Source organism: Bacteroides mucinivorans (assembly GCF_034654355.2).
GTDB lineage: Bacteria > Bacteroidota > Bacteroidia > Bacteroidales > Bacteroidaceae > Bacteroides > Bacteroides nordii.
Genome location: NZ_CP178179.1, coordinates 5,620,481 through 5,644,496, shown reverse-complemented (window position 1 = coordinate 5,644,496; position 24,016 = coordinate 5,620,481). Strand labels below are relative to the sequence as shown.

The window sequence follows — 24,016 nt, the reverse complement described above, 5'->3', positions numbered from 1 at the left end:
AATTAGAAGTTATGAAGAATTTATTTTATCTTTTATTGTTGTGTACAGTTTGCTTGGTGAGTTGTGCTACTGGAAAACAAATGGTTTCCAGTGTAGTTCGTAATGCAGAAACAGGAGATGCTGTGAAAGAAAAAAGCATATATGTACCAAAGGGTACAGTCTGCATTATACATAATTCTAATTTTAAGGAGGATAGTAATGGAGAAATTCTATACTCTATGTTATTAAACGCCTCTGATCGTAAGAAAAAAGGTAGTTATGTTATTTCAATAGAAAATGGATCTTTGTCTCATCGCTTATTGAACGAGCTGGAAAAATATATCGATGAACAGAGAAACAGAGACTGTTCTTCGATTTATACAAGAAAAAATACCAACAATAAAGATAGTTTGTTATTGGCTATAGCTGAAAAATATCAGCCTGATATGGTTATTATGTTGGCTGATATGAAAACTGTAATGCATGTTGGCGGTAAGAAAGTAACCGATGACGGCTCTTTGAATGATCCTATTACTTCTTATTCTGGTTTTGAGGTTAATAATGTAGGTCAGACATATACTTTTCCAAAGGGTGAGCAAGACTTATTTGTAAGTACGAATGTTGTATTGGAATGGTATATATATGATTCAAGTTCACACAAGACGATTCGGCTAGATCAGAATTTAGATAATTTATGTAAAGAATATTATGCCCATGGATTTGCATATAAAGAGATTGATGATCTCACAACAGTTGTTTTGAAAGAAGTAATGAAGGAGTTTACTAAAATATTACGTATGAAATGAGTCACAAATTGATTAAGAAGAAGATGCATCCGACTTTTATGTTGATAAACAATTAGAGTATGTAAGCATCTTCTTTTTTTCTGATTAAAAGAGACGGACGATTGTGATTATCCCTCTTTCTTTTAGCTCTGTTAATATTTGGGCCTCTTTACTGCTGCGGGCTCTGGATCTGTGAGCAAGGCTATAAACCCGCCAGGGAGTAGTATTAAATGTAGCTGCGATGTTAATATACTCCTTTCTGTTGCTCGAAAATAAAAAACTACCAAACCATGTTATCATAACTCCTGTCTGTTTTGCTTTTTTGTTAATAATATTATTTTCAGGTTATAGTTCTGTTACTTTGTAGGTAACAGAAAAAAGGTAAAACAGGAGCTCTAAAGCGTTTTGAGTAGCCGTTTTTTTAATTATTTATCATTTGCATAGAAGTAGATGCAATAGTAATGTAGTCCGTATTTATTCGGATAGATATGGTGATGTTATTCTTTTACATTATAAGGTTGTTTTATGAGTAGTTTGGGTGAAATGTTCCTCTATTCTTAATTTTTGATTTATATTTCCTTGTTTTGATAAAAAAATAGGAGGATTATTTTGTTCATAGGAAAAATATTTTAATCTTTGTACCAATATATATATTCTGTTACCTACAAAGTAATAAGGTCAGCAGTTCATGGATTGAGGTGTATTACTGACGAAATGATTTTCCTGTTTGCTGCATCTATTTTTTCAATATTGAAGGGCTTCAAATAAGTCTCCGTAACTGTAATTGATGAATGTCCCATTGCTTCTGAAATAATTCCGGGATGGATTTCATTATAATAAGCCAGGGTAGCCCATGTGTGCCTTGCGGTATATGAACTCAGGCGTGTCCTGAGCCGAAGCACTTCTGTTAGAAGAGAAAGCTGCTGATTGAATGTGCGTAGTGTCCATTGATATTCATGGTAAGCCTCTGTTGTACCTTCTTTATGGGTCAGAAATGGAAACAGGTAAGGGGAATGTGGATTTGTATCCATATATTCCTCCAGAATACTCAATGCTTCCTGAGGTATTTTTACGGTTAGTTGTTTACCCGTTTTGCGGCGACGGTAGGTGATGATGTTGCCATTTAAGTCTTTTTTGTGTAAGTTCACCAAATCTACAAAAGGTAAGCCACGCAGCATAAACATAAGAATGAATAAACCGTGCGTACGGGAAAGGTGGTGGGGTGTTTCATCTGTATTCCAGCTATGAAGTATTCGGGACATATCTTTGATATTCAATGCTTTCTTTCTGTCTGCCCGTGTTCCTGTATAAACCTGCTTGAACAAGCGCGGAACATAGGGAGCCAGATGCTTATCGACAGCACGGTTGTAGGTGGCCCGTAATGCCCGTAGATACGTGGACACTGTATTCCAGCTTCTTTGTTTTTGCCTTAAATATGATTCAAAGCCTTTCAATAATTCCGGTGTAATTTTTTTGAAAGGTATTGTGTTGCTATGGCAAAATCCTATAAAACTATTTAAACTGCTTTTGTATATATGCGCGGTCCCGTGATTATTATTATTCTCAAAGTTATAGATTACAGAGCGCATGAAAAATACGAAATCTTTTTGTTTCATTCTTTTTGATTATTAGTTTATAAATGATCAGTGAAATATCTCTTCTGTTCTTCTTTTAAATCTATCTGTATATATTTACATATTACATAGATAAAAGAGTGTAGAGAACAAATTCAGATGAAAGTTATTCTTATTTTTCAGACTCCTTAGCTAACGAAGAAGGCTTGTTAACTTTTATTTGATATAATATATCTGCATTAGAGAGGAAAGTGGAGGAATTTTGATGGAGGATCTTATGGTGGTAAGTTTATATGGATGATTGGTGATTAAAAGAAGAAGGTTCTGTCTACCCTTTTAAGGGCAAACAGAACCTTCTTCTTTTAAGTATATTTTTCAGGCTTATTTTACAATACCTCGTTCCGATCCTTTCACGAAGCTAACGATGTTTTCGATTTCTTCGCTCATTGGTACCTGATCTATGATTTTCTGTACAGCATCAGTCAGGCTGAAATTACCTTGGTAAATCAAACGGTAGGCATTGGCAATATGGCGTAAAATTCTCTCCGAAGTATTGTGGTGTTGAGTCAGTACTACAGCATTCACCCCATGATAAGTAGTTGGATTACCTGACATAATAATATATGGAGGAACATCTTTTGAGATGCGGCATCCGCTCTGGATCAATGTCCAGCTACCTACATGACAATACTGATGGAGGATAACGTTACCACTTAGGATAGCACAATCGTCAAGTGTACATTCGCCGGCTATTGTTGTTGCAATTCCTGCTACGCAATGGTTGCCTATCTGAACATCGTGACAGATGTGAACCTTATCCATGAGGAAGTTCTCATTTCCAATTTTTGTAGCATTGCCTGCAAAGGTTGCACGGCTGATTACTACATTTTCACGGATATGATTGTTGTCACCAATAATCAGATTGGTTTCTTCTCCCGTATAGTGGAAGTCCTGAGGTTCTGCACCGAGTACTGCATGGTGGTGTATCTTATTACCTTTACCCATACGTGTTCCTTTCAGAACACTGGCGTAGGCCATGATTACACAGTCGTCCCCGATTTCGACATCTTTTTCGATATAGGCAAAAGGTTCGATAGTGACATTTTTTCCAATTTTTGCCTCGGGGTCTACATAAGCTAACGGACTAATCATATTATTTACGATTTAATTATTAACGATTTACGATTGAGGAAACGTTTCCTCAATCTTCTCTTCCACCACCCAATGCACGATACAGGCTTACTATAGCCTGCATGCTGTCGAAGCTGTCAGATACCTGCGACAAACGTGCGCTAAGCAGTGATTGCTCTGCTGACAGTACTTCAAGATAAGTAGACGTGCCTAATTTAAACAATTCTTTTGTATATTCAGCACCTTTCTCTGCAGATTCTACCTGAAATTTACGTGCAGAGGTTTTTTCGGCTGTTGTTTGATACAAAGAAAGGGCATTACTAACTTCGCTTCCGGCATTCAGCAGAGATTGCTGAAAAGCAAGTTTTGCTTCTTCCTGTTGTGCTTTGGCTATTTTCAAACGGGCAATATTACTACCACGATAGAATAGAGGCTGTGTCAGTGAACCAAGAGCTGAAGCAAGAAGTTTACCCGGATTGACAATCATACTCCCCGCACTGTTAGTCCAACCGGCAGAACCGCTGATTGTAATTTGCGGATAGAAAGCAGCACGAGCTGAATTGGTGTTATAGTAAGTATTGGCCAATGCCATTTCAGCAGCTTTCACATCGGGGCGGTTCGATAATAACTGGAGAGGTATTCCTACTGAAAATTCAGAAGGCAGTTGCTGTTCTTCAAGTGTACTGCGTTTGACGGTTTGCGGAGCTTGTCTGAGCAACATACAAAGTGCATTCTCTGTTTCACGAATGCTCTGACGGATAGCAGGAAGGGATGCCAATACTTGTGCATAAGCCGTTTCGCTTTGTGAAACAGCAGCGGCATTGGTCATTGCTGCATCTTTCATGGCACGCATTGTTTCTACATTGCGCTTCATGATGTCGGCTGTTTGTTCGGAGATGTCCATCTGACGGTCGAGCATTAGCAATGTATAGTACGTATTGGCGATACCGGCTATAATTTGTGTCTGTACAGCCTGGCGGTAAGCCTTGGTTTGTAATAGGGTAGCTTGTGCACCACGTTTGGCATTCAGCAATTTTCCAAACAAGTCAATTTCCCAGCTGGCTGTTACCGGCAGCGAATACGTCTTGGTGGCAGCACTTTTATCAAAGCTGCTGATTGTTCCTTGTGGCGACAGTGCTAACGAAGGAGCATAAGCCAGACGTGAAGTCATTAGCGCATTTTTTGCTTCTTCTACTTTCAGGATGGCTGTCTGGAGGTCGGTATTATTGGCTAACCCTTGCTCGATAAGTGTTTGCAACTGAGGGTCAGTAAACACTTCTCTCCAAGGCAGATTGCCGAAGTTGGCAGTATCTGAGGCCAGTGTATCACCGGTAGCTACCGTGTCGCGATACAAACCGGCAGTCAGTATGTCTTCGGGCCTGTCATACGATTTATAGATGTGGCAGCTGCTCAGAAGAGCAGTTGCACACAACATATATATAATTTGTTTCTTCATTCTAATCTTATTTAGTAGTTGGAATTTAGAATTTAGTAGTTAGCAGGAGAAGAATGGGGTTCTTCTAACTTCTAACTGCCGGCTTCTAACTTCTAATCTTATTTAGCATATTGTTCAATTTCTGTTTCAGCATCTGAATTGTCGATATCTTCCCATTCCATCGGTTTGATTTTCTCCTGTAAGTACTGGAAGATTACGAACAATGCGGGTACTACAAATATCTGGCAAATCATACCAATCAACATACCACCTACGGCAGAAGCACCTAATGCACGGTTACCATTGGCACCTACACCAAAGGCGAACATCATAGGAAGCAAACCTACTACCATAGCCAATGAGGTCATCAGGATAGGACGAAGACGCGCACCGGCACCTAATACTGCAGCCCAGGTAATACTCATACCCATCTTACGACGGTCGAGGGCAAACTCTACAATCAAAATGGCGTTCTTTGCCAACAGACCGATCAACATAATCAAGGCAATCTGCATATAGATGTTGTTGGTCGCTGCCCCAAGTATCGGGACAATGTTGTTGGCAAGCCCCATCAGATGTACGAAAATGAAACTACCGGCCAGACCGAATGGTACAGAAAGCAATACTGACAATGGCAGGATATAACTTTCATACTGGGCACTCAACAGCAAGTAAACGAATACGAAGCAAAGGATAAAGATCATTGCCGTTGTACTGCCGCTTGAACTCTGCTCTTCACGGGTCATACCGGAGAACTCATAGCCGAATCCGGTTGGCAGGGTTTGTTCTGCTACTTCCTGCATAGCTTGAATAGCCTGACCACTACTATAACCATCAGCCGGGTTACCGTTGATCTTCATGGACGTAAACATGTTGAAACGGGTGATATTATCCGGTCCGTATACTTTCTTGATAGTCATGAACTGGGTGATGGGAGCCATTTCATTTCCGTTACGCACTTTGATTGATTTCAAAGACTCCAGATTGGTACGACTGTTAGGATCCGCCTGGATCATTACACGGTACAACTTACCGAAACGGTTGAAGTTGGATGAGTATAGACCACCATAATAACCTTGTAGGGTCGTTAGGATTGCATTCGGAGTCAAACCTGCTTTTTTACAAGCTGCCGCATCAATATCAATCATGTATTGCGGGAAGTTCGGATTAAATGAAGTTTGTGCCGAAGCAATTTCAGGGCGCTCTGTCAACTTGGTTATAAAGTCTTGTGCCACCTCATAGAATTTGTCCAGGCTACCCCCGGTCTTGTCCTGCAAGTTCAACTCAAAACCGTTGGATACACTATATCCGGGGATCATAGGAGGTGCAAACAGCAAAACGCGTGCATCTTTTATTACCTTACGGGCTTTGAGGTAAAGCATACCAGAGACAAAGTCGGAACGCTGCTCAATGGTACGGTCATCCCAGTTTTTCAACTTACAGATAAATGAACCGTATCCCGGTCCTTGACCTGCCATGAAGCTGTATCCGGAAATCATCGTACGGCTTTCGATAGCGGGTTCGGAAGCAAGCAGACTGTCTATTTGCATCAATACCTGTTCGGTACGGTCTTGTGATGTACCGGGAGGAAGATCGACAACTGCCATAATGGTACCGGTATCTTCATTTGGAACCAGTCCGGTAGGAGTGATCTTCATAAAGAAGAGCAGCAAGGCGATACCGGCTACTACGGATCCTATTGTCAGCCAGGGCTTATGGATGAAGTTCAGCGTACCTTTCTTGTACTTCTTTAATATCCCGTCATAATAAACATTGAATGCAGTGTGGAAACGGCTGACGAAAGTGGACTTCTTTCTTTCTTCCGGATCATGAGGCTTCAACAAGATAGCACATAATGCCGGAGTCAGTGTTAATGCGTTTACAGCAGAAAGTCCGATTGCAATCGCCATGGTAAGACCGAACTGGCGGTAGAATACACCGGATGTTCCCGACATAAAACTAACAGGGATAAACACGGACATCATTACCAGCGTAATAGAAACAATGGCACCACCCAATTCACTCATGGCGTCAATGGAAGCAAGACGGGCTGATTTGTAACCCTGGTCCAGCTTGGCATGAACGCCCTCGACGACGACGATGGCGTCGTCGACCACTATGGCAATGGCGAGCACCATGGCGCAAAGGGTCAGCAAGTTGATACTGAATCCGATGATATAAAGTACGAAGAATGTACCAATCAAGGCTACAGGGATGGCAATGGCAGGAATCAATGTAGAGCGCAGGTCTTGCAAGAAGATGTATACCACGATGAACACCAGAATAAAGGCTTCAATCAGCGTTTTGATTACTTCATGAATGGAAGCGAATAAGAAGTCATTGGCATTCTGCGAAATGCTTACTTTTACGCCCGGAGGCATTGTTTTCTCTGCATTTTTCAGTAAAGTTTCGCAATCCTGGATAATCTGTGTTGCATTGGAACCCGCTGTCTGGAAGATAATGGCAGTTACACTCGGATGACCATTTGTTTTATTGGCAAACCCGTAAGTCAGACGTCCCAATTCAACGTTGGCTACATCCTTGAGGCGTAATACTTCACCATCGGCAGTGGCGCGGATGACGATATTCTCAAATTCTTCCTGGCTTTGCAGACGGCCTTTATACTTCAATGTATATTGGAAAGTCTGGTTACCGCGTTCGCCCAGTGAACCCGGGGCAGCTTCGATATTCTGTTCTGCCAGGGCAGCGGAGATGTCAGTCGGCATCAAGTGATATTGAGCCATTATTTCCGGTTTCAGCCAGATACGCATGGAGTAGTCAGACCCCATTACCATGGCGTCACCTACCCCCGGCACACGCTGTACTTCCGGAATAACGTTGATTTTGGCATAGTTCTCAAGAAACTCATTGTCGTACTTGTCATCTGAACTATAGAGAGAGAAGACAAGCAACATACTGGTTTGCCGTTTAGAGGTGATAACACCCACCTGTGTAACCTCTGCTGGGAGGAAGCCCTGAGCTTTGGCAACACGGTTCTGCACGTTCACGGCAGCCATATCCGGGTCGGTTCCCTGTTTAAAGTAAACTTCAATGGAGGCATCTCCGGTGTTAGTTGCCGTAGAAGTCATGTACATCATGTTCTCCACACCATTGATCTGCTCCTCAAGCGGAGCAATCACACTGTTCAATACAGTCTGTGCATTGGCTCCCTGATAAGTCGTGCTGACACGTACAGTAGGAGGTGCGATGTCCGGATATTGGGAGATAGGCAGTGATATAAGGCCTAAGATACCCAGAATTACTATCAGGATGGAGATGACCGTTGATAGTACCGGACGGTTAATAAATCTATCTAATTTCATATTTTAATCTTCTGATTTTACATGTTTACTTATTTCTTCTGCTCTAATGATGCTTTGAAATGTTCGGCAGACTCTTGTGGAGTAAGCGGCTTGATCGTTGCGCCGTCTTTTAGTGTACTTACGTTTTCCAATACGATTTTATCGCCCGCATTCAGTCCTGAAGTAACAATGTAATTTTGTCCGTCATCAAGATTGAGTACTTTGATTTCTGTATTCTTAACCGTGTTGTCGTCTTGCAGTACATACACAAATTTCTTATCCTGAATTTCATAAGTTGCCTTTTGCGGAACAACAAGTGCGTTGGGTGAACTATAAGGGATAAGGATACTGCCTGTTCCTCCGGTTCTCAGCAAGTGGCCTTTGTTGGGGAAAGTAGCACGAATGCTTACCGCACCGGTATTCTGGTCAATAACACCACTGACCGTTTCTATTTTTCCACTGTCACCATACAGGGTACCGTCTGCCAAAGTCAGCTGAACGGGCGGAAAGTTGTTCAATGCTTCCTGTTGAGAGCCATCTTTGCGGATCAGGCTGAGCAATTCTTTTTCTGTAAGTGAGAAATAGACGTACATTTCAGAAATATCCGAAACAGTGGTCAGCGGAGTTGCACTGGAACCACTAACCAAACTTCCTACACGGAAGGGGATAGAGCCTGCTACACCATTAGACGGGCTGGTGACACGGGTATATGCCAGGTTTTGATTGGCACTGATTAACTGTGCTTCGGCAGAAGCTTGTTGTGCCTTGGCAGAAGCCAATGTGTTTTCGGCCATTTCCAGGTCATAATCACTGATGATGTTTTTTTTGTTTAATTCCCGTTTATTCTTAACTGTGATTTCCTGGGTAGCTACGTTTGCTTTTGCAGTTTGTACTGCGGCCTTAGCTGCACGTGCGGCTGATTCGTATTGTACCGGGTCAATGACGAACAACACTTGTCCTTTTTTTACCATTGAGCCTTCGTCGATACAAAGTTGAGTGATGAAACCAGACACCTGTGGCCGGATTTCAACATCTTGTTTTCCTTTAATAGTAGCCGGATAAGAACTCGTCAGATTAACTGTTGTCGGTTGCAATGCCTGCACTGCACATTCCGGGGTTCCTCCCAAGTCAAAACCCTTTTTGCCACAACTCGACAAGAGGGCCAAACAAAATGCAAATAATACAATTCTACTTTTCATACTTCTATATTCAGTGTTTATTGATAAATTTTCTACAAATAGTGTGCTCATAAGTATTATTAGGGATAGAAGGAGAAAACTGAGACTCTTCTCTTTAGTTTTTCGCTGCAAAAGTACTTTAAATTCTTATATAAATGTTCGATAACCGACTCTTTTTTAACTATGTTTTTCTCTTATTAATATAGGTATTGTCTGAATGGTACATTCATTGGTAAATTATAACATTTAAAGACTTGTCGGGGTTGTATTACTTTGATTCTTTGTTAATAAAACAATAAAGTTATGTGGCCAATATGCCAATGCGCCAATTAGCTACACTGTATTGCTGAAAGACATTGCCAAATTAACACATTGGCAAATTGTTCATTATTGATCGGTTTTGAATATATTTCACCACAGAGTAACACGGAGTTCCACAGAGTTTAAATCTTTATTGAAATGCAGATGATCGCAGATTTTCGCAAAGGGAAACAAAACTAAGATAAAGAACTACAGTCTTTTAATCTATCTGTGTTTATCTGTGTTAATCCGCGTTTCATCAGATAAACAGTACTCTGTGAAACTTTGTGTTACTCTGTGGTGAGTTTCGCTCATATCTGTACGGTTTTGAGCTTAATGGCGTTTGTCATTGCCATCAGTCTCTTTCTCCGGTATTGATAAAGCTCTATCTCGTAGAGTAACGTATGAAGCCTCGGTGTGTAACATTGTTTTAGATGTACATGTAAAGCAGTACGACATGTGCATGTGGGACAGCACGACATGTGCATTTCATGCTGCTTTACATGTACATCTAAAACAAGACTACTCACCGGGGAAAGGAACGTTCCTTCCTGAGAAAGACAAAGTACAATACCGAACAAGGGGATCGATATCGTCTATGGATACTTCCGCTACCGAAAAGATTGGGCCATAAGTTTCGTCACTGTACAGTTTTAAGTGTATTTAACCGCAGAGGATACAGAGGGCACAGAGTTTAAAAGAAACCTGGATGAACGCAGATTAAAAGACTGTGGATCTTTATCATACATTCGTTTTCCTTTACGAAAATCTGCGATCATCTGCGTTTCAACGAATCATCGCTTGTCGTACCTCCCCGTGCGGGAAGCACTATTACTTGAACATTTTCCTTTAAATAAGTGTAAAGTATAGTATTTATTCTCTGAGAACCTTTATTTTTGCATCATGTTAAGAAAAGAATATAATATGAAGAGGCTTATTCGCAAGGTATTGGCTGTGGTTACGGTGATAGCTGCTCTCTATTCGTGTGCCAGTATAGGAAGGCCCGATGGAGGACCACTTGATGAGACTCCTCCCCGTTTTATTGGCAGCACGCCTGCTGCAGGGGCACTTAATAATACAAAAACAAAAGTATCACTTTCCTTTGACGAATTCATTAAGCTTGAGAAAGCGAATGAAAAGGTCGTGATTTCTCCTCCTCAGGTGCAGCAACCGGAGATAAAGGCATCAGGAAAGAAGATAAGTGTCAACCTGCTTGATTCTTTGAAGCCTAACACAACTTATACAATTGATTTCTCGGATGCTATTGTTGATAACAATGAAGGCAATCCGTTAGGTAATTTTGCCTTTACTTTCTCTACCGGAAGTGCGATTGATACGATGGAAGTATCCGGAACATTGCTCGAAGCTTCCAATCTGGAGCCTGTTAAAGGAATGCTGGTAGGTATGCACTCCAATCTGTCTGATACTGCATTTACGAAACTTCCTTTTGACAGAGTAGCCCGTACGGATAGCCGTGGACATTTTACGATTCGTGGTGTTGCTCCGGGGAAATATCGCATTTTTGGTTTGATGGATGCCGACCAGAACTTTGCTTTCAGCCAGAAGAGTGAAGCACTTGCTTTTAATGATTCGCTGGTTATTCCCCGCTGGGAAGAACGTATACGTCAGGATACTACCTGGGTGGACTCTCTTACCATCGACACGGTCGTAGAAAGGAAATATACTTATTATTTACCGGACAATGTGATTCTGCGTTCCTTTAAGGAAGATTTGTTTTCACAATATCTTGTGAAAAACGAACGGTTGACTCCTGAGAAGTTCACGCTTTACTTTGCAGCAAAAGCAGATACGCTGCCTGTGTTGAAAGGATTGAATTTTGATGAGAGGGATGCCTTTATTATAGAGAAGAATCTGACTAATGATACCATTCACTATTGGGTGAAAGATTCGTTACTTTATAAACAGGATACTTTATCTTTGAGCCTGAATTATTTGTATACAGATACACTTAATCAGTTAGTACCCCGTACGGATACTCTTAACCTGGTGGCGAAGACTGTGAAGAAGGCTGTGGACGAACCTAAGAAAAAGAAGAAAAAGAAAGGTGAAGAAGAGGAACCGGAGCCAACCAAGTTCCTGCATGTATCTACGTATATCCCGTCTACAATGGACGTATATGATTATATCTCACTCTCTTTTGACGAGCCGATAGCTTCATTTGATAGTGCAGCTATTCATTTGAAACAGAAGGTAGATACCCTATGGGAGGATATCTCCTTTACCTTTGAACAAGATTCGTTGAATCTACGTAAATATAACTTGTATTATGACTGGGAGCCAGCGCGGGAATATGAGTTCTCTGTAGATTCTACAGCTTTTCATGGCATCTACGGTTTGTTTACAGATAAGATAAAACAGAATATAAAAGTTCGTTCGCTGGAGGAATACGGGGCCATCTATTTTAATGTTTCAGGATGTGACTCTATTGCATTTGTAGAACTGCTTGATACGCAGGATAAGGTGGTGCGAAAAGTCCCGGTTGTCAATGGGCAGGCCGACTTCTATTTCTTGAATCCGGGTAAGTATTGTGCCCGTTTGATAAATGATACGAATGGGAATGGTGTATGGGATAGCGGTGAATACGAGACAAAGCGTCAGCCGGAAATGGTGTATTACTATCCCCAGATACTCGAACCTAAAGCCAATTGGGAGGTTGAACAGACCTGGGATGTAAAGGCTCTTCCATTAGACAAACAGAAGCCGGATGAACTTAAAAAGCAAAAACCAGATGAAGACAAGAAAAAGAAAGATAGAAATAACAATCGCCGCAATTAGTAAACGGATAAATTTAGCATGGCTTGTGCTGTTGGTAGGGCTGTGTTGCTCTATGCCTGCTAAGGCCCAGTGTGAAGCACCCAATGAAGCTTTTAAATCTGGCGAACATGTGATGTACGATTTATTCTTTAACTGGAAATTTGTATGGATCAAAGCAGGGATAGCCAGTCTTACAACGAATGCGACCACTTATCATTCCAAACCTGCTTACCGGTTTAATCTTTTATCCATAAGCAGTAAGAAGGTTGATTTCTTTTTTAAAATGCGTGATACGCTGACGTGTATTGTCGGTGAGAAGCTCGAACCCCGTTATTTTCGGAAGGGTGCTGAAGAAGGTAAGCGCTATACAGTGGATGAGGCCTGGTTCTCTTATAAAGACGGCTTATGTTTTGTAAATCAGAAGCGGACTTACCGGGATGGTGAGATAGTGGAGACGGAATATAGTGACAGCCGTTGTGTTTTTGATATGCTTAGTATTCTGGCACAGGCTCGTTCCTACGATCCAAAAGATTATAAAGTAGGGCAAAAGATCAATTTCCCGATGGCTACAGGACGTAGGGTAGAGGAGCAGACGCTGATCTATCGCGGGATGAAGAATATCACAGCAGAAAATGATACTACGTATCGCTGCCTTGTTTTTTCGTTTGTAGAATACACTGATAAAGGCAAAGAGAAGGAGGTCATTACTTTTTATATTACGGATGACAAGAATCACCTCCCTGTCCGTTTAGATATGTTTCTGAATATCGGATCGGCCAAAGCTTTTCTGAAGAGTGTTTCCGGGAATCGCTATCCGTTGACCTCAATCATTTCAAAGTAAAAGGTACTTGCTGATCTTTGCGGAATACACTTGATTCAAAGGTGGCAATTAGTTCGTTCTGCTGATTGGTAATATCTATCTGATAGTATCCGGTGCTTCGTCCGATGTAGCGTTCGCGGGCTTCGGCGTAGAGTGTATCGCCTTCACCACTGGCGCGTAAAAATGTGATATTGGAGGACAGAGAGAAAGCAAGTTGCCCATGCGAATTGGCAGCAGCTGCCAGGGCGAGGTCGGCAAGTGTGAAGATGGCTCCTCCTTGCGTGCGGTTGCCTGCATTGAGATGTTCTTTTTTAATTTCCAGTCTGGCTTTACTGTATCCTTCGCGTACTTCCATTAGTACAATGCCTGCCCTTTCGGCAAATAGGTCATTTTTGAAAAACTCTTGTGGTGTCATAATAACTAATTATTCTATGTGTCAATATGCCAATTGGCTGCGCAATAATACCGTACGCCAATTGGCACATCGGCATATTTTAGTATATTGGCACATTATTTTCTGCAAATGTACCAAAAATGTCTCTTAATTGGATGATTTAGGTCGGTCAAATCTGTAAGATTGCCTTATTTTTGCCACCATGAAATTAATTACTTTACTAATATAAATCCATGTATTATGAGAACTATTTTGAGTGCATTGGGGCTTTCCCTTCTGGTCTTGACGAGTTGTAACAGCCAAAAAACGGTTGAAAAGGACTTTATTCAGGATAACATAGACAATGCGGTAGCACAAAACACAATCCAGACCGATATCATTGAAAAGTCGGGTAAGATTTTAAATCCCCGTACAATTGATGAAAAGGGAAATATAGTCTATATCCCTATTGACGACTGGTGTTCGGGATTTTATCCTGGCAGTATGTGGCTCACTTATGAGCTGACCGGAGATAAGAAATGGTTGCCTCTTGCAGAGAAATATACAGAAGCTCTTGATTCAGTAAAGCATTTGAAATGGCATCATGACGTGGGCTTTATGATTGGATGCAGCTATCTGAACGGTTACCGTCTGGCTGATAAAAAAGAATATAAAGATGTAATTGTTGAAACCGCCCGGTCATTGTCTACCCGTTTTCGTCCGAATGCCGGTGTAATTCAATCATGGGATGCTGATAGAGGTTGGCAAGGAACGCGTGGCTGGAAATGCCCCGTTATCATTGACAATATGATGAATCTGGAACTGTTGTTTGAGGCAACTGCTCTTTCGGGTGATTCTACTTTCTATAATATCGCAGTAAAACATGCCGATACTACCATGGCTCATCATTTCCGCCCTGATAATAGTTGTTATCATGTGGTTGATTATGATCCGGAGACGGGTGAAGTGCGTAAAAGGCAAACTGCACAAGGGTATGCTGATGAATCGTCATGGGCTCGTGGACAGGCATGGGCACTTTATGGATATACTACTTGTTATCGTTATACACATGATAAAAAGTATCTTGATCAGGCGCAAAAGGTGTATAATTTTATCTTTACCAATAAGAATATGCCGGAAGATCTTGTACCGTACTGGGACTTTGATGCTCCTAATATTCCGAATGAACCACGCGATGCTTCTGCTGCTTCCTGTACGGCTTCAGCTTTGTATGAGCTGGAAACTTATCTCCCGGGGAATAATTATAAGGCAACAGCCGATAAGATAATGGAAAGTCTTGGCTCGCCGGCTTATCGTGCGGCAGTGGGTACAAACGGTAACTTTATCCTGATGCACTCTGTAGGTAGTATTCCTCACGGTGCCGAGATTGATGTTCCGTTGAATTATGCCGACTACTACTTCCTCGAAGCGTTGATACGTAAAAGAGAAATGGAAGGGGGGAATTAATTAGTAGTTAAGTAGTCAAGTAGTTAAGTAGTAAGTAGAAGATAGTATCATACTTACTACTTAACTACTTGACTACTTACTACTTATTAACTACTTACTACTTATTAACGACTTATAGAGCTATGAACAATCGAGTAAACTTATTATTTGGCGGATTGAGTTTGCTTGCTTTGCAGGGTTGCAAAGCCCCGCAAGTAGAGCAAGCCGGACATCCCAATATTATCTATGTTTTTCCGGACCAGTATCGTAATCAGGCTATGGAGTTCTGGAATCAGGATGGATTCCGGGAGAAGGTAAACTTCAAAGGTGACCCCGTACATACCCCCAACCTGAATGCTTTTGCCCGCGAATCGGTAGTGCTGACTTCTGCACAGAGTAACTGTCCGCTGAGTAGCCCGCACCGGGGTAGTTTATTGACGGGTATGTATCCAAATAAAAGTGGTGTACCATTGAATTGTAACTCCAGTCGTCCTATCAGTTCACTGCGTGAAGATGCAGAGTGTATAGGCGATGTATTCTATAATGCCGGATACGACTGTGCTTACTTTGGTAAACTCCATGCTGACTTTCCTACACCTAATGATCCGGAGCATCCGGGAAAATATGTAGAAGAGCAGCGGCCGGTATGGGATGCTTATACTCCCAAAGAGAGGCGCCACGGTTTCAATTATTGGTATTCATACGGCACGTTTGATGAACATAAAAATCCTCATTACTGGGATACGGATGGCAAGAGACATGACCCTAAAGAGTGGTCACCTTTGCACGAGGCCAAAATGGTCGTTTCGTATCTGAAAAATGAAGGCAATGTACGTGATACAAAGAAACCATTCTTTATTATGGTCGGAATGAATCCGCCCCATAGTCCGTATCGTTCACTCAATGACTGTATGGAAGAAGACTTTGATTTGTATAAAGATCAGCCTTTAGATAGCCTTTTGATTCGTCCCAATGCGGATACAAAGATGAAGAAGGCAGAGTCTGCCCGTTATTATTTCGCCTCAGTGACGGGGGTAGACCGGGCCTTTGGTGAGATACTGGACGCATTGAAAGAGATGGGGCTGGATAAGAATACAGTCGTTATATTTGCTTCCGATCATGGTGAAACAATGTGCAGTCAGCGTACGGATGATCCTAAAAACTCTCCTTATGCGGAATCGATGAACGTTCCGTTCCTGGTGCGTTATCCAGGTAAGATTCAGCCACGTGTAGATGATCTGATGATTTCCTCACCGGATATCATGCCTACTTTGTTGGGATTGTGTGGCCTTGGAGACTCTATTCCGGCTGAGGTACAAGGACGTAATTTTGCTCCGTTGTTCTTCGATGAAAAGGCGGATATTGTGCGTCCCACAGGAGCTCTTTATATTCAGAATCTGGATGGAGAGAAAGATGAAAACGGATTGGTTGTGTCGTATTTCCCATCGTCAAGAGGTATTAAAACAGCACATTATACACTGGCTCTCTATATCGACCGTGATACAAAGCAGTTGAAAAAGAGTTTACTGTTCGATGACTTGAAGGATCCTTATCAGATGAATAACCTTCCGCTGGAAGAGAATCAGGAAATAGTGAAACAACTCTGTACAGAGATGGGGGCTATGTTGAAGGAGATTGATGACCCTTGGTATAGAGGACAGATACTTTCTGAACTGATTTCTTATTAATGATGGAATGTTTCATCTTGTTTTATCGGATTGAGAATTTTGTTTCAACCTATTGAGAAAGTTTTCTCAATAGGTTGAGAGTTTTTTCTCAACGGGTTGAAACACTTGTTTCATATCGATTGAGAGTGTTGTTTCATATGTATTGAAACACTTATTGATAGGTATAAAGAAAGAGGTCAGAACCGTGATAACTACCGGTTCTGACCTCTTTCTTTTGCTTATATAAGGGGTAAGAGTGATTACTTATTCAATCTCCACTCAAATCCGTCTTTAGTATCTTTCACTTCAAATCCCAGTGCCGTGAGTTCATTGCGAATAAAGTCCGAAGTAGCCCAGTCTTTGTTGGCTTTCGCTTTTACACGCTGTTCCAGTAGCATATCAACCACTTTTCCATAGGCAGCTTCACGGCTATCTGATGCCCCTGCTTCTTCTTTCAGACCAAGAATTTCAAAACTGAACAGATGGAATGTCTCTTTCAACTCTTTCAGGTCTTCGGCAGATATGGTATCGTTGCCGGCAATGATATTGTTGATCATCCTGGCCCCTTCAAACAGGTTGGCAATGACAATCGGTGTGTTCATATCATCGTTCATGGCCTCATAGCATTTGGTGCGCAGTTCTTTTACATTTACTGAAGAACCGGTTGCGGGAACAATCTTTTCCAGATTGTCGATCGCTTCCAACAATCGCTGTAATCCTTTTTCTGATGCTTGCAGAGCCTCATTGCTGAAGTCTACCGTGCTGCGATAGTGTGCCTGCAAGATGAAGAAACGGATGGTCATAGGTGTATATGCCTGTGCCAGTAATTTGTGGCTACCGGTAAAGAATTCGTCCAGCGTGATGAAGTTGCCGAGAGATTTACCCATCTTCGTCCCGTTGATGGTAATCATGTTGTTATGCATCCAGTAATGTACCATATCGTCACCTTGTGAAGCAACAGATTGAGCAATCTCACATTCGTGGTGCGGGAATATCAGGTCCATACCTCCTCCGTGGATATCGAAATGTTCTCCCAGATACTTGCGTCCCATAGCTGTACACTCTGCGTGCCATCCGGGGAAACCGTCACTCCAGGGTGAAGGCCAGCGCATGATATGCTCCGGTTGTGCTTTCTTCCAAAGGGCGAAGTCGGCCGGATTATGTTTCTCGCTTTGTCCATCGAGGTCACGCGTAGTATTCAGTACATCGTCCAGGTTGCGTCCGGAGAGTTTACCGTAATGATAATCTTTATTGTATTTGGCTACATCAAAGTAGACGGAACCTTCGCTTTCGTAAGCATAGCCGGCTTCCAGGATTTTGCTAACCAGTTCAATCTGCTCTATAATATGTCCCGATGCGTGTGGCTCGATACTTGGCGGAAGGACGTTCAATGCATCCATCGCTTTGTGATAACGGTTCAGGTAGTACTGTACCACTTCCATCGGCTCTAACTCTTCCAGGCGGGCTTTCTTGGCTATTTTATCTTCACCTTCATCGGCGTCATGCTCCAGATGGCCTACGTCAGTGATATTGCGTACATAACGTACTTTGTATCCCAGGTGTGTAAGGTAACGGAAAAGTACATCGAATGTGATAGCCGGGCGGGCATGTCCCAGATGGGCGTCTCCATATACGGTTGGTCCGCAAACGTACATCCCTACATGCGGAGCGTGTAAGGGTACGAACAGCTCCTTTTTCCTATCTAAAGTGTTGTAAATGGTCAGTTGATGTTCCATAACGTTTGAGATTTATTCAGTTTGAAACCACAAAGTTAGAATAAATAATTGATATTTCTTATTTTGCTGCTGAAAAGTATCTGTCTACGACAGCAGCTACACCGTCTTCGTCGTTGGAGAGAGTGATGTAATCTGCAGCTTTCTTTACCGGCTCCTGAGCATTGGCCATTGCTACTCCAAGCCCGGCAAACTTAATCATGCTAAGGTCATTATAACCATCGCCCACGGCTACCATGTCTTCCCGTTTCATGTCGAGCTTTTCCAATAATACGGTGAGTGATTGTGCTTTGTCGATGCCCAGTGGGACAAGTTCCAGAAAATAGGGTTCGGAGCGGTAAACACTGATCTGACCTTGCAACCGGATGGAAAGCTCGGACTCAACAGCTATGAGTTTGTCCGGGTCGCCTACGATCAGGCATTTAGGAACAGGAAGATGGATATCGGTCAGGAAGTCTGTACTTTTCCGCACCTCCATTTTGTTAAGGAAGGCTTCTTTCTTTACATATTCGTCTTCCGGGGTTTCGGTCACAATACATTCTTTGTCATAGGTCAGGATGGCAAGTTCATTTCTTTTGGCGCATTCGTATAGCTGGGGGATGACAGTATCCGGTAGTACATTTGCATAGAGTATCTCTTTGCTTTTCCAGTCAATGATTTCTCCGCCGTTGTAGGAGAGTATATAACCGTTGAACTGACCCATTTGCAGTTCATCGGCCAATGGAGCAATGCCGTAAGTCGGTCTGCCCGAAGCCAATACCAGCCGTGTACCTTGTTGTTGTGTTTGTATCAATGCTTCCCGGTTGCGGGGCGTTATTTCTTTTCGGGTATTGGTTAGTGTACCGTCAAGGTCGAGTACGAGGATTTTATAGTCCATCTTTCTGCTCAGTGTTTGATTTGAGGATGCAAAGATAATGTTTTCTGATTAGAAAGGAGCAAAATTCACCACAGAGTAACACAGAGTTCCACAGAGTTTAAATTTTTATTGAAACGCAGATGAACGCAGATTATCGCAAAGGAAAACAAATGTATGATAAAGAACTACAGTCTTTTAATCTTCGTTCATCTGTGCTAATCCGCGTTTCATCAGATAAATACTACTCTGTGGAACTCTGTGTTACTCTGTGGTGAAATACACTCAAAACCGTGTTAATCCGCGTTTTAATTAACCATCGTTTGCCGCACCTTCCGGTGCGGCAAGCACCACTATTTTACAATTTCTTTCACTGTTTCTATTGAACCGTCGCTATAGATGGTACGGAGGATGTTTAGTCCCTTCTCAGCCTTGTTAAGGCGGATACCGTTCACGTTGAAGTATTGACGTTCTACTACCTCTTTAGCTACAGTGCTCTGTTCGATACCGGTAGCATTACTGTTATTGGAAGGTTGTCCCAATCCACCCATTTGGTTGGCGGCGCGCACAGTAAATACATCATTATCGGTTGCATCTGCCGGGATGGCATAGCTGGTTTCATTTGTAAAGTCGATCACTTTTCCGTTTTTGCAGATAGCATAGCAGAATACATAATCGCTGGCATTCCAGGAGAGGGTAGAACCATTGACCGTCAGTATCGGGGCTGCTGCCTGTTCGGTTAATAAAGCCGGTTGCCAGGAGTCACTGCCACTCAATACATTCTCGATAGTAAAGCGGGATGCCTCTTCTTGAGTCAATACCGGGCTGTAAGGTATGCTTCCCCCTGTGTATTGAGTTTTACGGGCACTGCAATCAACAGCCATTCCGCTTTCGGTGTGGCTATTGTATTCAGCAAATAGTTTCGGGACAATTGTTTCACTCATGTCACTCCATCCTTCTGCTTTCGGAAGAACTTTCATGGTTGTGTTAATCCATACACTCATCGGAGCACCTTGCCAAGGACGTCCCAGGGCATAAGAACCTTTGTTTGCATCGTATCCGTCAATCGTACAATCATTGAATACATATCCCCATTCAGTGTCACCTGCCGGAGCCGTGATACAGTTGCCCGAACGGTCTTCCAGATAAAGCAGTGTACGGTTGAAGAAGACATCGCCACCACCGCAGATAAAGTCTACCGTGCCATGAATTTCGCTGTCTTCAAAATACGAACGCATACGATTGTTGTTTGAGTAATATGTATCCTGATAGCTCAACATACGTACGTTTTTATATACGTTTTTGTTTCCTTTGTCTTGCAGGCAGACAGCACGTCCGGTACTTCCCTGATAATCATAATCGTTTTTCAGTGTGAGGTCCTGCATGTAGATATTTTCTCCTGTGGGGCGTAGGGTAGCTGACACGGAGATACCTTCTACCGGTGCTTCATTTACGATTACTGTGTTTTCCATGCTTTCACCGATCAGTGAAATGTTGGATTTCACGTCTGTCAGGCAAAGTTCTCCTAAATCGTAAATTCCATCATGCAGGAAGATGCGGAAACGCTCTCCTGATGTAGAGGCTTCATTCCCTTTAGCCAGTGCTTCGAGCAGTTCTTCTGCATTGCTGACGATGGCGTCATACCTGCCCGGAGTCACTACCGGAGGTGTTATCGTTGTGAATTTGAGAGTGATATTCTCTTTTATCTTGTTATCGAAGAAGTCGGATATACTGTTGGCCGGCAATGTGAAAGTGTAAGTTGTATTGTAATCCAGACCCATGTATGGGAATGTAATGGTTCTGCCTGCTACAGACGGGGTCAGTGTTTTGTCTCCCAACGTTGCTACAGTTCCCTCAGCTATTTTCACTTTATTATCGAATGTCAGTACAATACGGCCCGTAGCAGAAACCTCCTCAGCATTGTTTGCGGGGAGAGAAGAGAGCAATAGGGGCGCTCTTTCCGGATCAACTCCTTTTTGTACTCCGGTGATGTAGATAGAACCGATTGCCGTACCATCATTTTCTGATGCGGTACCTACAATCTCAGAACTGTAATCGGGAATCCAACGGAGATACAATGATGCGGCATTATTACATGATTCGGGCAGTGTAGCTTCCAGCGGTGTCCATGCCTTAGCACCCGGTAGAGTAATGCGGGCTGCTTCTGTGTAGTTGGTTCCGTCCAGAGAGTATTCTAACTTCTGTACAGAATATGCGTTATAGTTGTACAGCATTCTGGAAGTTACCTTGATATCAATAAACTCAGAAGCATTTATACGGGTTTCATAGTAATATTTATCAGAGATGTTCTTCCAGTTTACAGCGGCAGATTCACCTTCGTAGTTCCCTGACTCTTTTGATTTGTCGAGCCATGCCTGAGTTGTTCCGTCTTCTTTGCGTAGAATGAGCGTTGTAGCTTCATTCTCACCTGTAGAAGCGAAGTCTGCCGGACGGCTGCTGTTGCCTTTCCGAACAAAATCCCATCCTACAATATAATCGGCAGCACTGTATACTGCAACGAACTCTTTGTCACTGTCCATTCTCACAGGAAGTTCATAACCCATCTCTCCGCTTTTCCAGTTCAGGAATGTGAGGATGTGGTTTTCTGTAGCAGTAAGAGTGACCAAGGTACCTTCTTCATACATGTTCTTACCATTTACAACAGTGGCATCAGGAGTGGCTGTTACCATGTAATTGTTTGCTCCGCCTTCTGCACTTGTTGTAAGTGAATAAGTAGCTACCGGTTCAAATACGGCCGTAATGACCATATCTTCGTTTAATGTTTGTTTGTAGGATGCTTCTGTAGAGAGAGTGTTTTCTGCTGCATCTGTCCATTTCACGAACTTGTAGCCGAAGTTCTTTCTAGCCGCCAGCGTTACTTCTGTACCTTCGTCATACTGGCTGCTGGATGGAGAAACGGATACATTTCCGGCTTCTTCGGGAGAAACTTTCGTTGCTAATGTTACTTGTTTGGCAGTAATTTCAACATTTGAGTAAATCTCCAGTTCGAACATATAAGCATTCTGAGTAGGAGCGAGGTTGGTCCAGCGGAGCTGTACGTTTTCCTCATTTATGGTGCATTCTACCCATACTCCCTTTGCCGGGTCGGCAAAGGCATCGGAGAGTACTACCCAATCGGTATCAGTTGCATTTTTCTTTTCCAGTTTGAATCCACGTTTACCACCGGTAGCTCCGTGGAAATAACGTACTTTAGTGATATTGCTGAATGCGGATGTTGTGATAACTCCGGACAGATTCTTTTCGGACATAGCGTATCCTGTCAGGTCACCGAATTTATCTACATTCTGTCCTTGTGGTGAAACGGTAACACCATTGAATGTGAAAGTCACTGCTTCGTTACTGAAAGTAGTTGTTTTTTCTACGCTTACATCACCGGAATTAGAAGAAACGGCTTCCCAGTCAGTGAAATCTGTAGCAATAACAGGACGTTCCTGAATATTGGACTCAGCTTTCGGATATACTATTTTGAAATATCTGAAGTATCCTCCGTCACCTATAACAATGTCAATTGTGTTATCACTACCTCCATACGTATAAGTTGCTACATTGCCGGACAATTGATAGTTTGTATCACCGGCAATCGTAGTGGTAGTAGTTGGATTATACGATTCGAGAGATATAACTGCGTTTTTAACAGCCGGGAAAGTAAGAGTAGTTCCTGCATTCATTTGTGCCCAATCTGTCCGGCCCACATTATTAATTTTACCGGGTTGGGTGTTGAAGTCGATTCTTACATCAATTACGTTACCATTAACTACGGCTTGTGATACATAAAAACCGGCTTTTCCTTCATAAGCCATTTCCGGCGCACCATTCTTTTGTTGAAAGTCCCAAACGATGGTTACTTCATCATCACGGTCTTCCAATGATACGGTGTTATCTGTAAATATAGGTATCAAAGCAAGGTCTGCTACTACTGTAACTTCTTCTCCCGGTTTGTAATTTAGAGTACCATCTGTCCATGCAGTAAGTGTCTTGCCTTCTACATACATTGTTCTGTTCAGAGGAAGAGTATAGGTTGCTCCTGTTTGTACTTCTGCTTCTGACGGAACTATTCCGGCATTACTATATTCGCCTGCTGAGAACGTTATTTTAGAGTTTGCAGGAACTTCATTAACTGCTTCAATAGCGAGATATGGGATGTAGTTACCTCCTTTTATTGAGAGAGTAGTTGGCTCTCCATTGTAATAAGCTTCGGCACAAGTCTGATCGTTGTGATAGCATTTCCCGTTGTTGGTATTCATAGTTGCCACTTTTGCCCCACCAGTATCCGTAATGGTGACGTCACTACCCCATGCACATGTACCGATAGAGATTTTCACCGGGCCTTGCACTTTTACGGTAGCTGTACCCGTATTGAAACCATGCTCGTTGCTATGATATTTGTAGTTGTTCAGTATGATATTGGCAGTTGCGTCGTCTGCTGCCACACGGGTTGGGGTGCCGTCTTCGGCAATGGCTATACCGAATGTTACCTGGGTTTTGTTGTTGATTTCTTCGTCGGATAGGAAATTTCCGTTCATCAAATTCAGCTTGATGTCTTTAAAACCAGAATCTCCTTCTGTCCTCGTTGAAGCCTTTGCAGATAAACTGCTTATAAGGCATACGAATACAAGAATGGTGTAATATACATTTCTCATAATA

General features: G+C 42.4%; 14 protein-coding genes. 5 read left to right on the top strand and 9 right to left on the bottom strand.

Annotation, left to right across the window (positions count from 1 at the left end):
- The first annotated feature begins 11 nt into the window (after positions 1-11).
- Positions 12-785, top strand: a complete 774-nt coding sequence (locus VCM39_RS21290) for a hypothetical protein (protein ID WP_322933375.1) — start codon at positions 12-14, stop codon at positions 783-785.
- A 665-nt stretch (positions 786-1,450) separates the two neighbouring features.
- On the opposite strand, the gene VCM39_RS21285 is transcribed toward VCM39_RS21290, so the two are convergent.
- The 5 genes from VCM39_RS21285 to VCM39_RS21265 form a co-directional block, all read right to left on the bottom strand.
- Entirely contained in the window at positions 1,451-2,380 is a 930-nt protein-coding gene (locus tag VCM39_RS21285; RefSeq protein WP_221650627.1) for a tyrosine-type recombinase/integrase, read from the bottom strand.
- 339 nt (positions 2,381-2,719) lie between these two features.
- Positions 2,720-3,490, bottom strand: a complete 771-nt coding sequence (gene lpxA / locus VCM39_RS21280; protein WP_221650628.1) for an acyl-ACP--UDP-N-acetylglucosamine O-acyltransferase — start codon at positions 3,488-3,490, stop codon at positions 2,720-2,722.
- A 49-nt stretch (positions 3,491-3,539) separates the two neighbouring features.
- A complete protein-coding gene (locus VCM39_RS21275) occupies positions 3,540-4,925 on the bottom strand; it encodes an efflux transporter outer membrane subunit (RefSeq protein ID WP_221650629.1) in 1,386 nt (461 codons plus the stop codon).
- Between the two features lie 98 nt (positions 4,926-5,023).
- Positions 5,024-8,227 carry an efflux RND transporter permease subunit gene (locus tag VCM39_RS21270; protein WP_221650630.1) on the bottom strand — a complete coding sequence of 1,068 codons (3,204 nt, stop codon included), beginning with the start codon at positions 8,225-8,227 and terminating at the stop codon, positions 5,024-5,026.
- Between the two features lie 29 nt (positions 8,228-8,256).
- Positions 8,257-9,405 (bottom strand): efflux RND transporter periplasmic adaptor subunit, encoded by a 1,149-nt coding sequence (locus VCM39_RS21265; protein ID WP_289292226.1) that lies wholly within the window; start codon positions 9,403-9,405, stop codon positions 8,257-8,259.
- Between the two features lie 1,203 nt (positions 9,406-10,608).
- Here VCM39_RS21265 and VCM39_RS21260 point away from each other — a divergent pair.
- Both VCM39_RS21260 and VCM39_RS21255 read left to right on the top strand, forming a co-directional pair.
- Positions 10,609-12,480, top strand: a complete 1,872-nt coding sequence (locus VCM39_RS21260) for an Ig-like domain-containing protein (protein WP_322933374.1) — start codon at positions 10,609-10,611, stop codon at positions 12,478-12,480.
- Positions 12,434-13,300, top strand: a complete 867-nt coding sequence (locus tag VCM39_RS21255) for a DUF3108 domain-containing protein (protein ID WP_002558658.1) — start codon at positions 12,434-12,436, stop codon at positions 13,298-13,300. Before VCM39_RS21260 ends, VCM39_RS21255 begins: the two co-directional genes overlap by 47 nt.
- Here VCM39_RS21255 and VCM39_RS21250 read toward each other — a convergent pair.
- Positions 13,287-13,694, bottom strand: a complete 408-nt coding sequence (locus VCM39_RS21250) for a PaaI family thioesterase (RefSeq protein WP_221650633.1) — start codon at positions 13,692-13,694, stop codon at positions 13,287-13,289. The genes VCM39_RS21255 and VCM39_RS21250 overlap by 14 nt on opposite strands.
- Before the next feature lie 219 nt (positions 13,695-13,913).
- Between VCM39_RS21250 and VCM39_RS21245 the strand changes: the two genes are divergently transcribed.
- Positions 13,914-15,119 carry a glycoside hydrolase family 88 protein gene (locus VCM39_RS21245; RefSeq protein ID WP_289292233.1) on the top strand — a complete coding sequence of 402 codons (1,206 nt, stop codon included), beginning with the start codon at positions 13,914-13,916 and terminating at the stop codon, positions 15,117-15,119.
- Positions 15,120-15,241: 122 nt separating this feature from the next.
- On the top strand, positions 15,242-16,786 hold the full coding sequence (locus VCM39_RS21240; RefSeq protein ID WP_221650635.1) for a sulfatase: 1,545 nt from the start codon (positions 15,242-15,244) through the stop codon (positions 16,784-16,786).
- Positions 16,787-17,025: 239 nt separating this feature from the next.
- Here VCM39_RS21240 and cysS read toward each other — a convergent pair whose 3' ends face one another.
- The 3 genes from cysS to VCM39_RS21225 form a co-directional block, all read right to left on the bottom strand.
- A complete protein-coding gene (cysS, locus tag VCM39_RS21235; protein ID WP_221650636.1) occupies positions 17,026-18,501 on the bottom strand; it encodes a cysteine--tRNA ligase in 1,476 nt (491 codons plus the stop codon).
- 58 nt (positions 18,502-18,559) lie between these two features.
- Positions 18,560-19,375 carry a Cof-type HAD-IIB family hydrolase gene (locus tag VCM39_RS21230; RefSeq protein ID WP_322933373.1) on the bottom strand — a complete coding sequence of 272 codons (816 nt, stop codon included), beginning with the start codon at positions 19,373-19,375 and terminating at the stop codon, positions 18,560-18,562.
- A gap of 329 nt (positions 19,376-19,704) precedes the next feature.
- A complete protein-coding gene (locus tag VCM39_RS21225) occupies positions 19,705-24,012 on the bottom strand; it encodes a pectinesterase family protein (RefSeq protein WP_322933372.1) in 4,308 nt (1,435 codons plus the stop codon).
- Positions 24,013-24,016 lie beyond the last annotated feature (4 nt).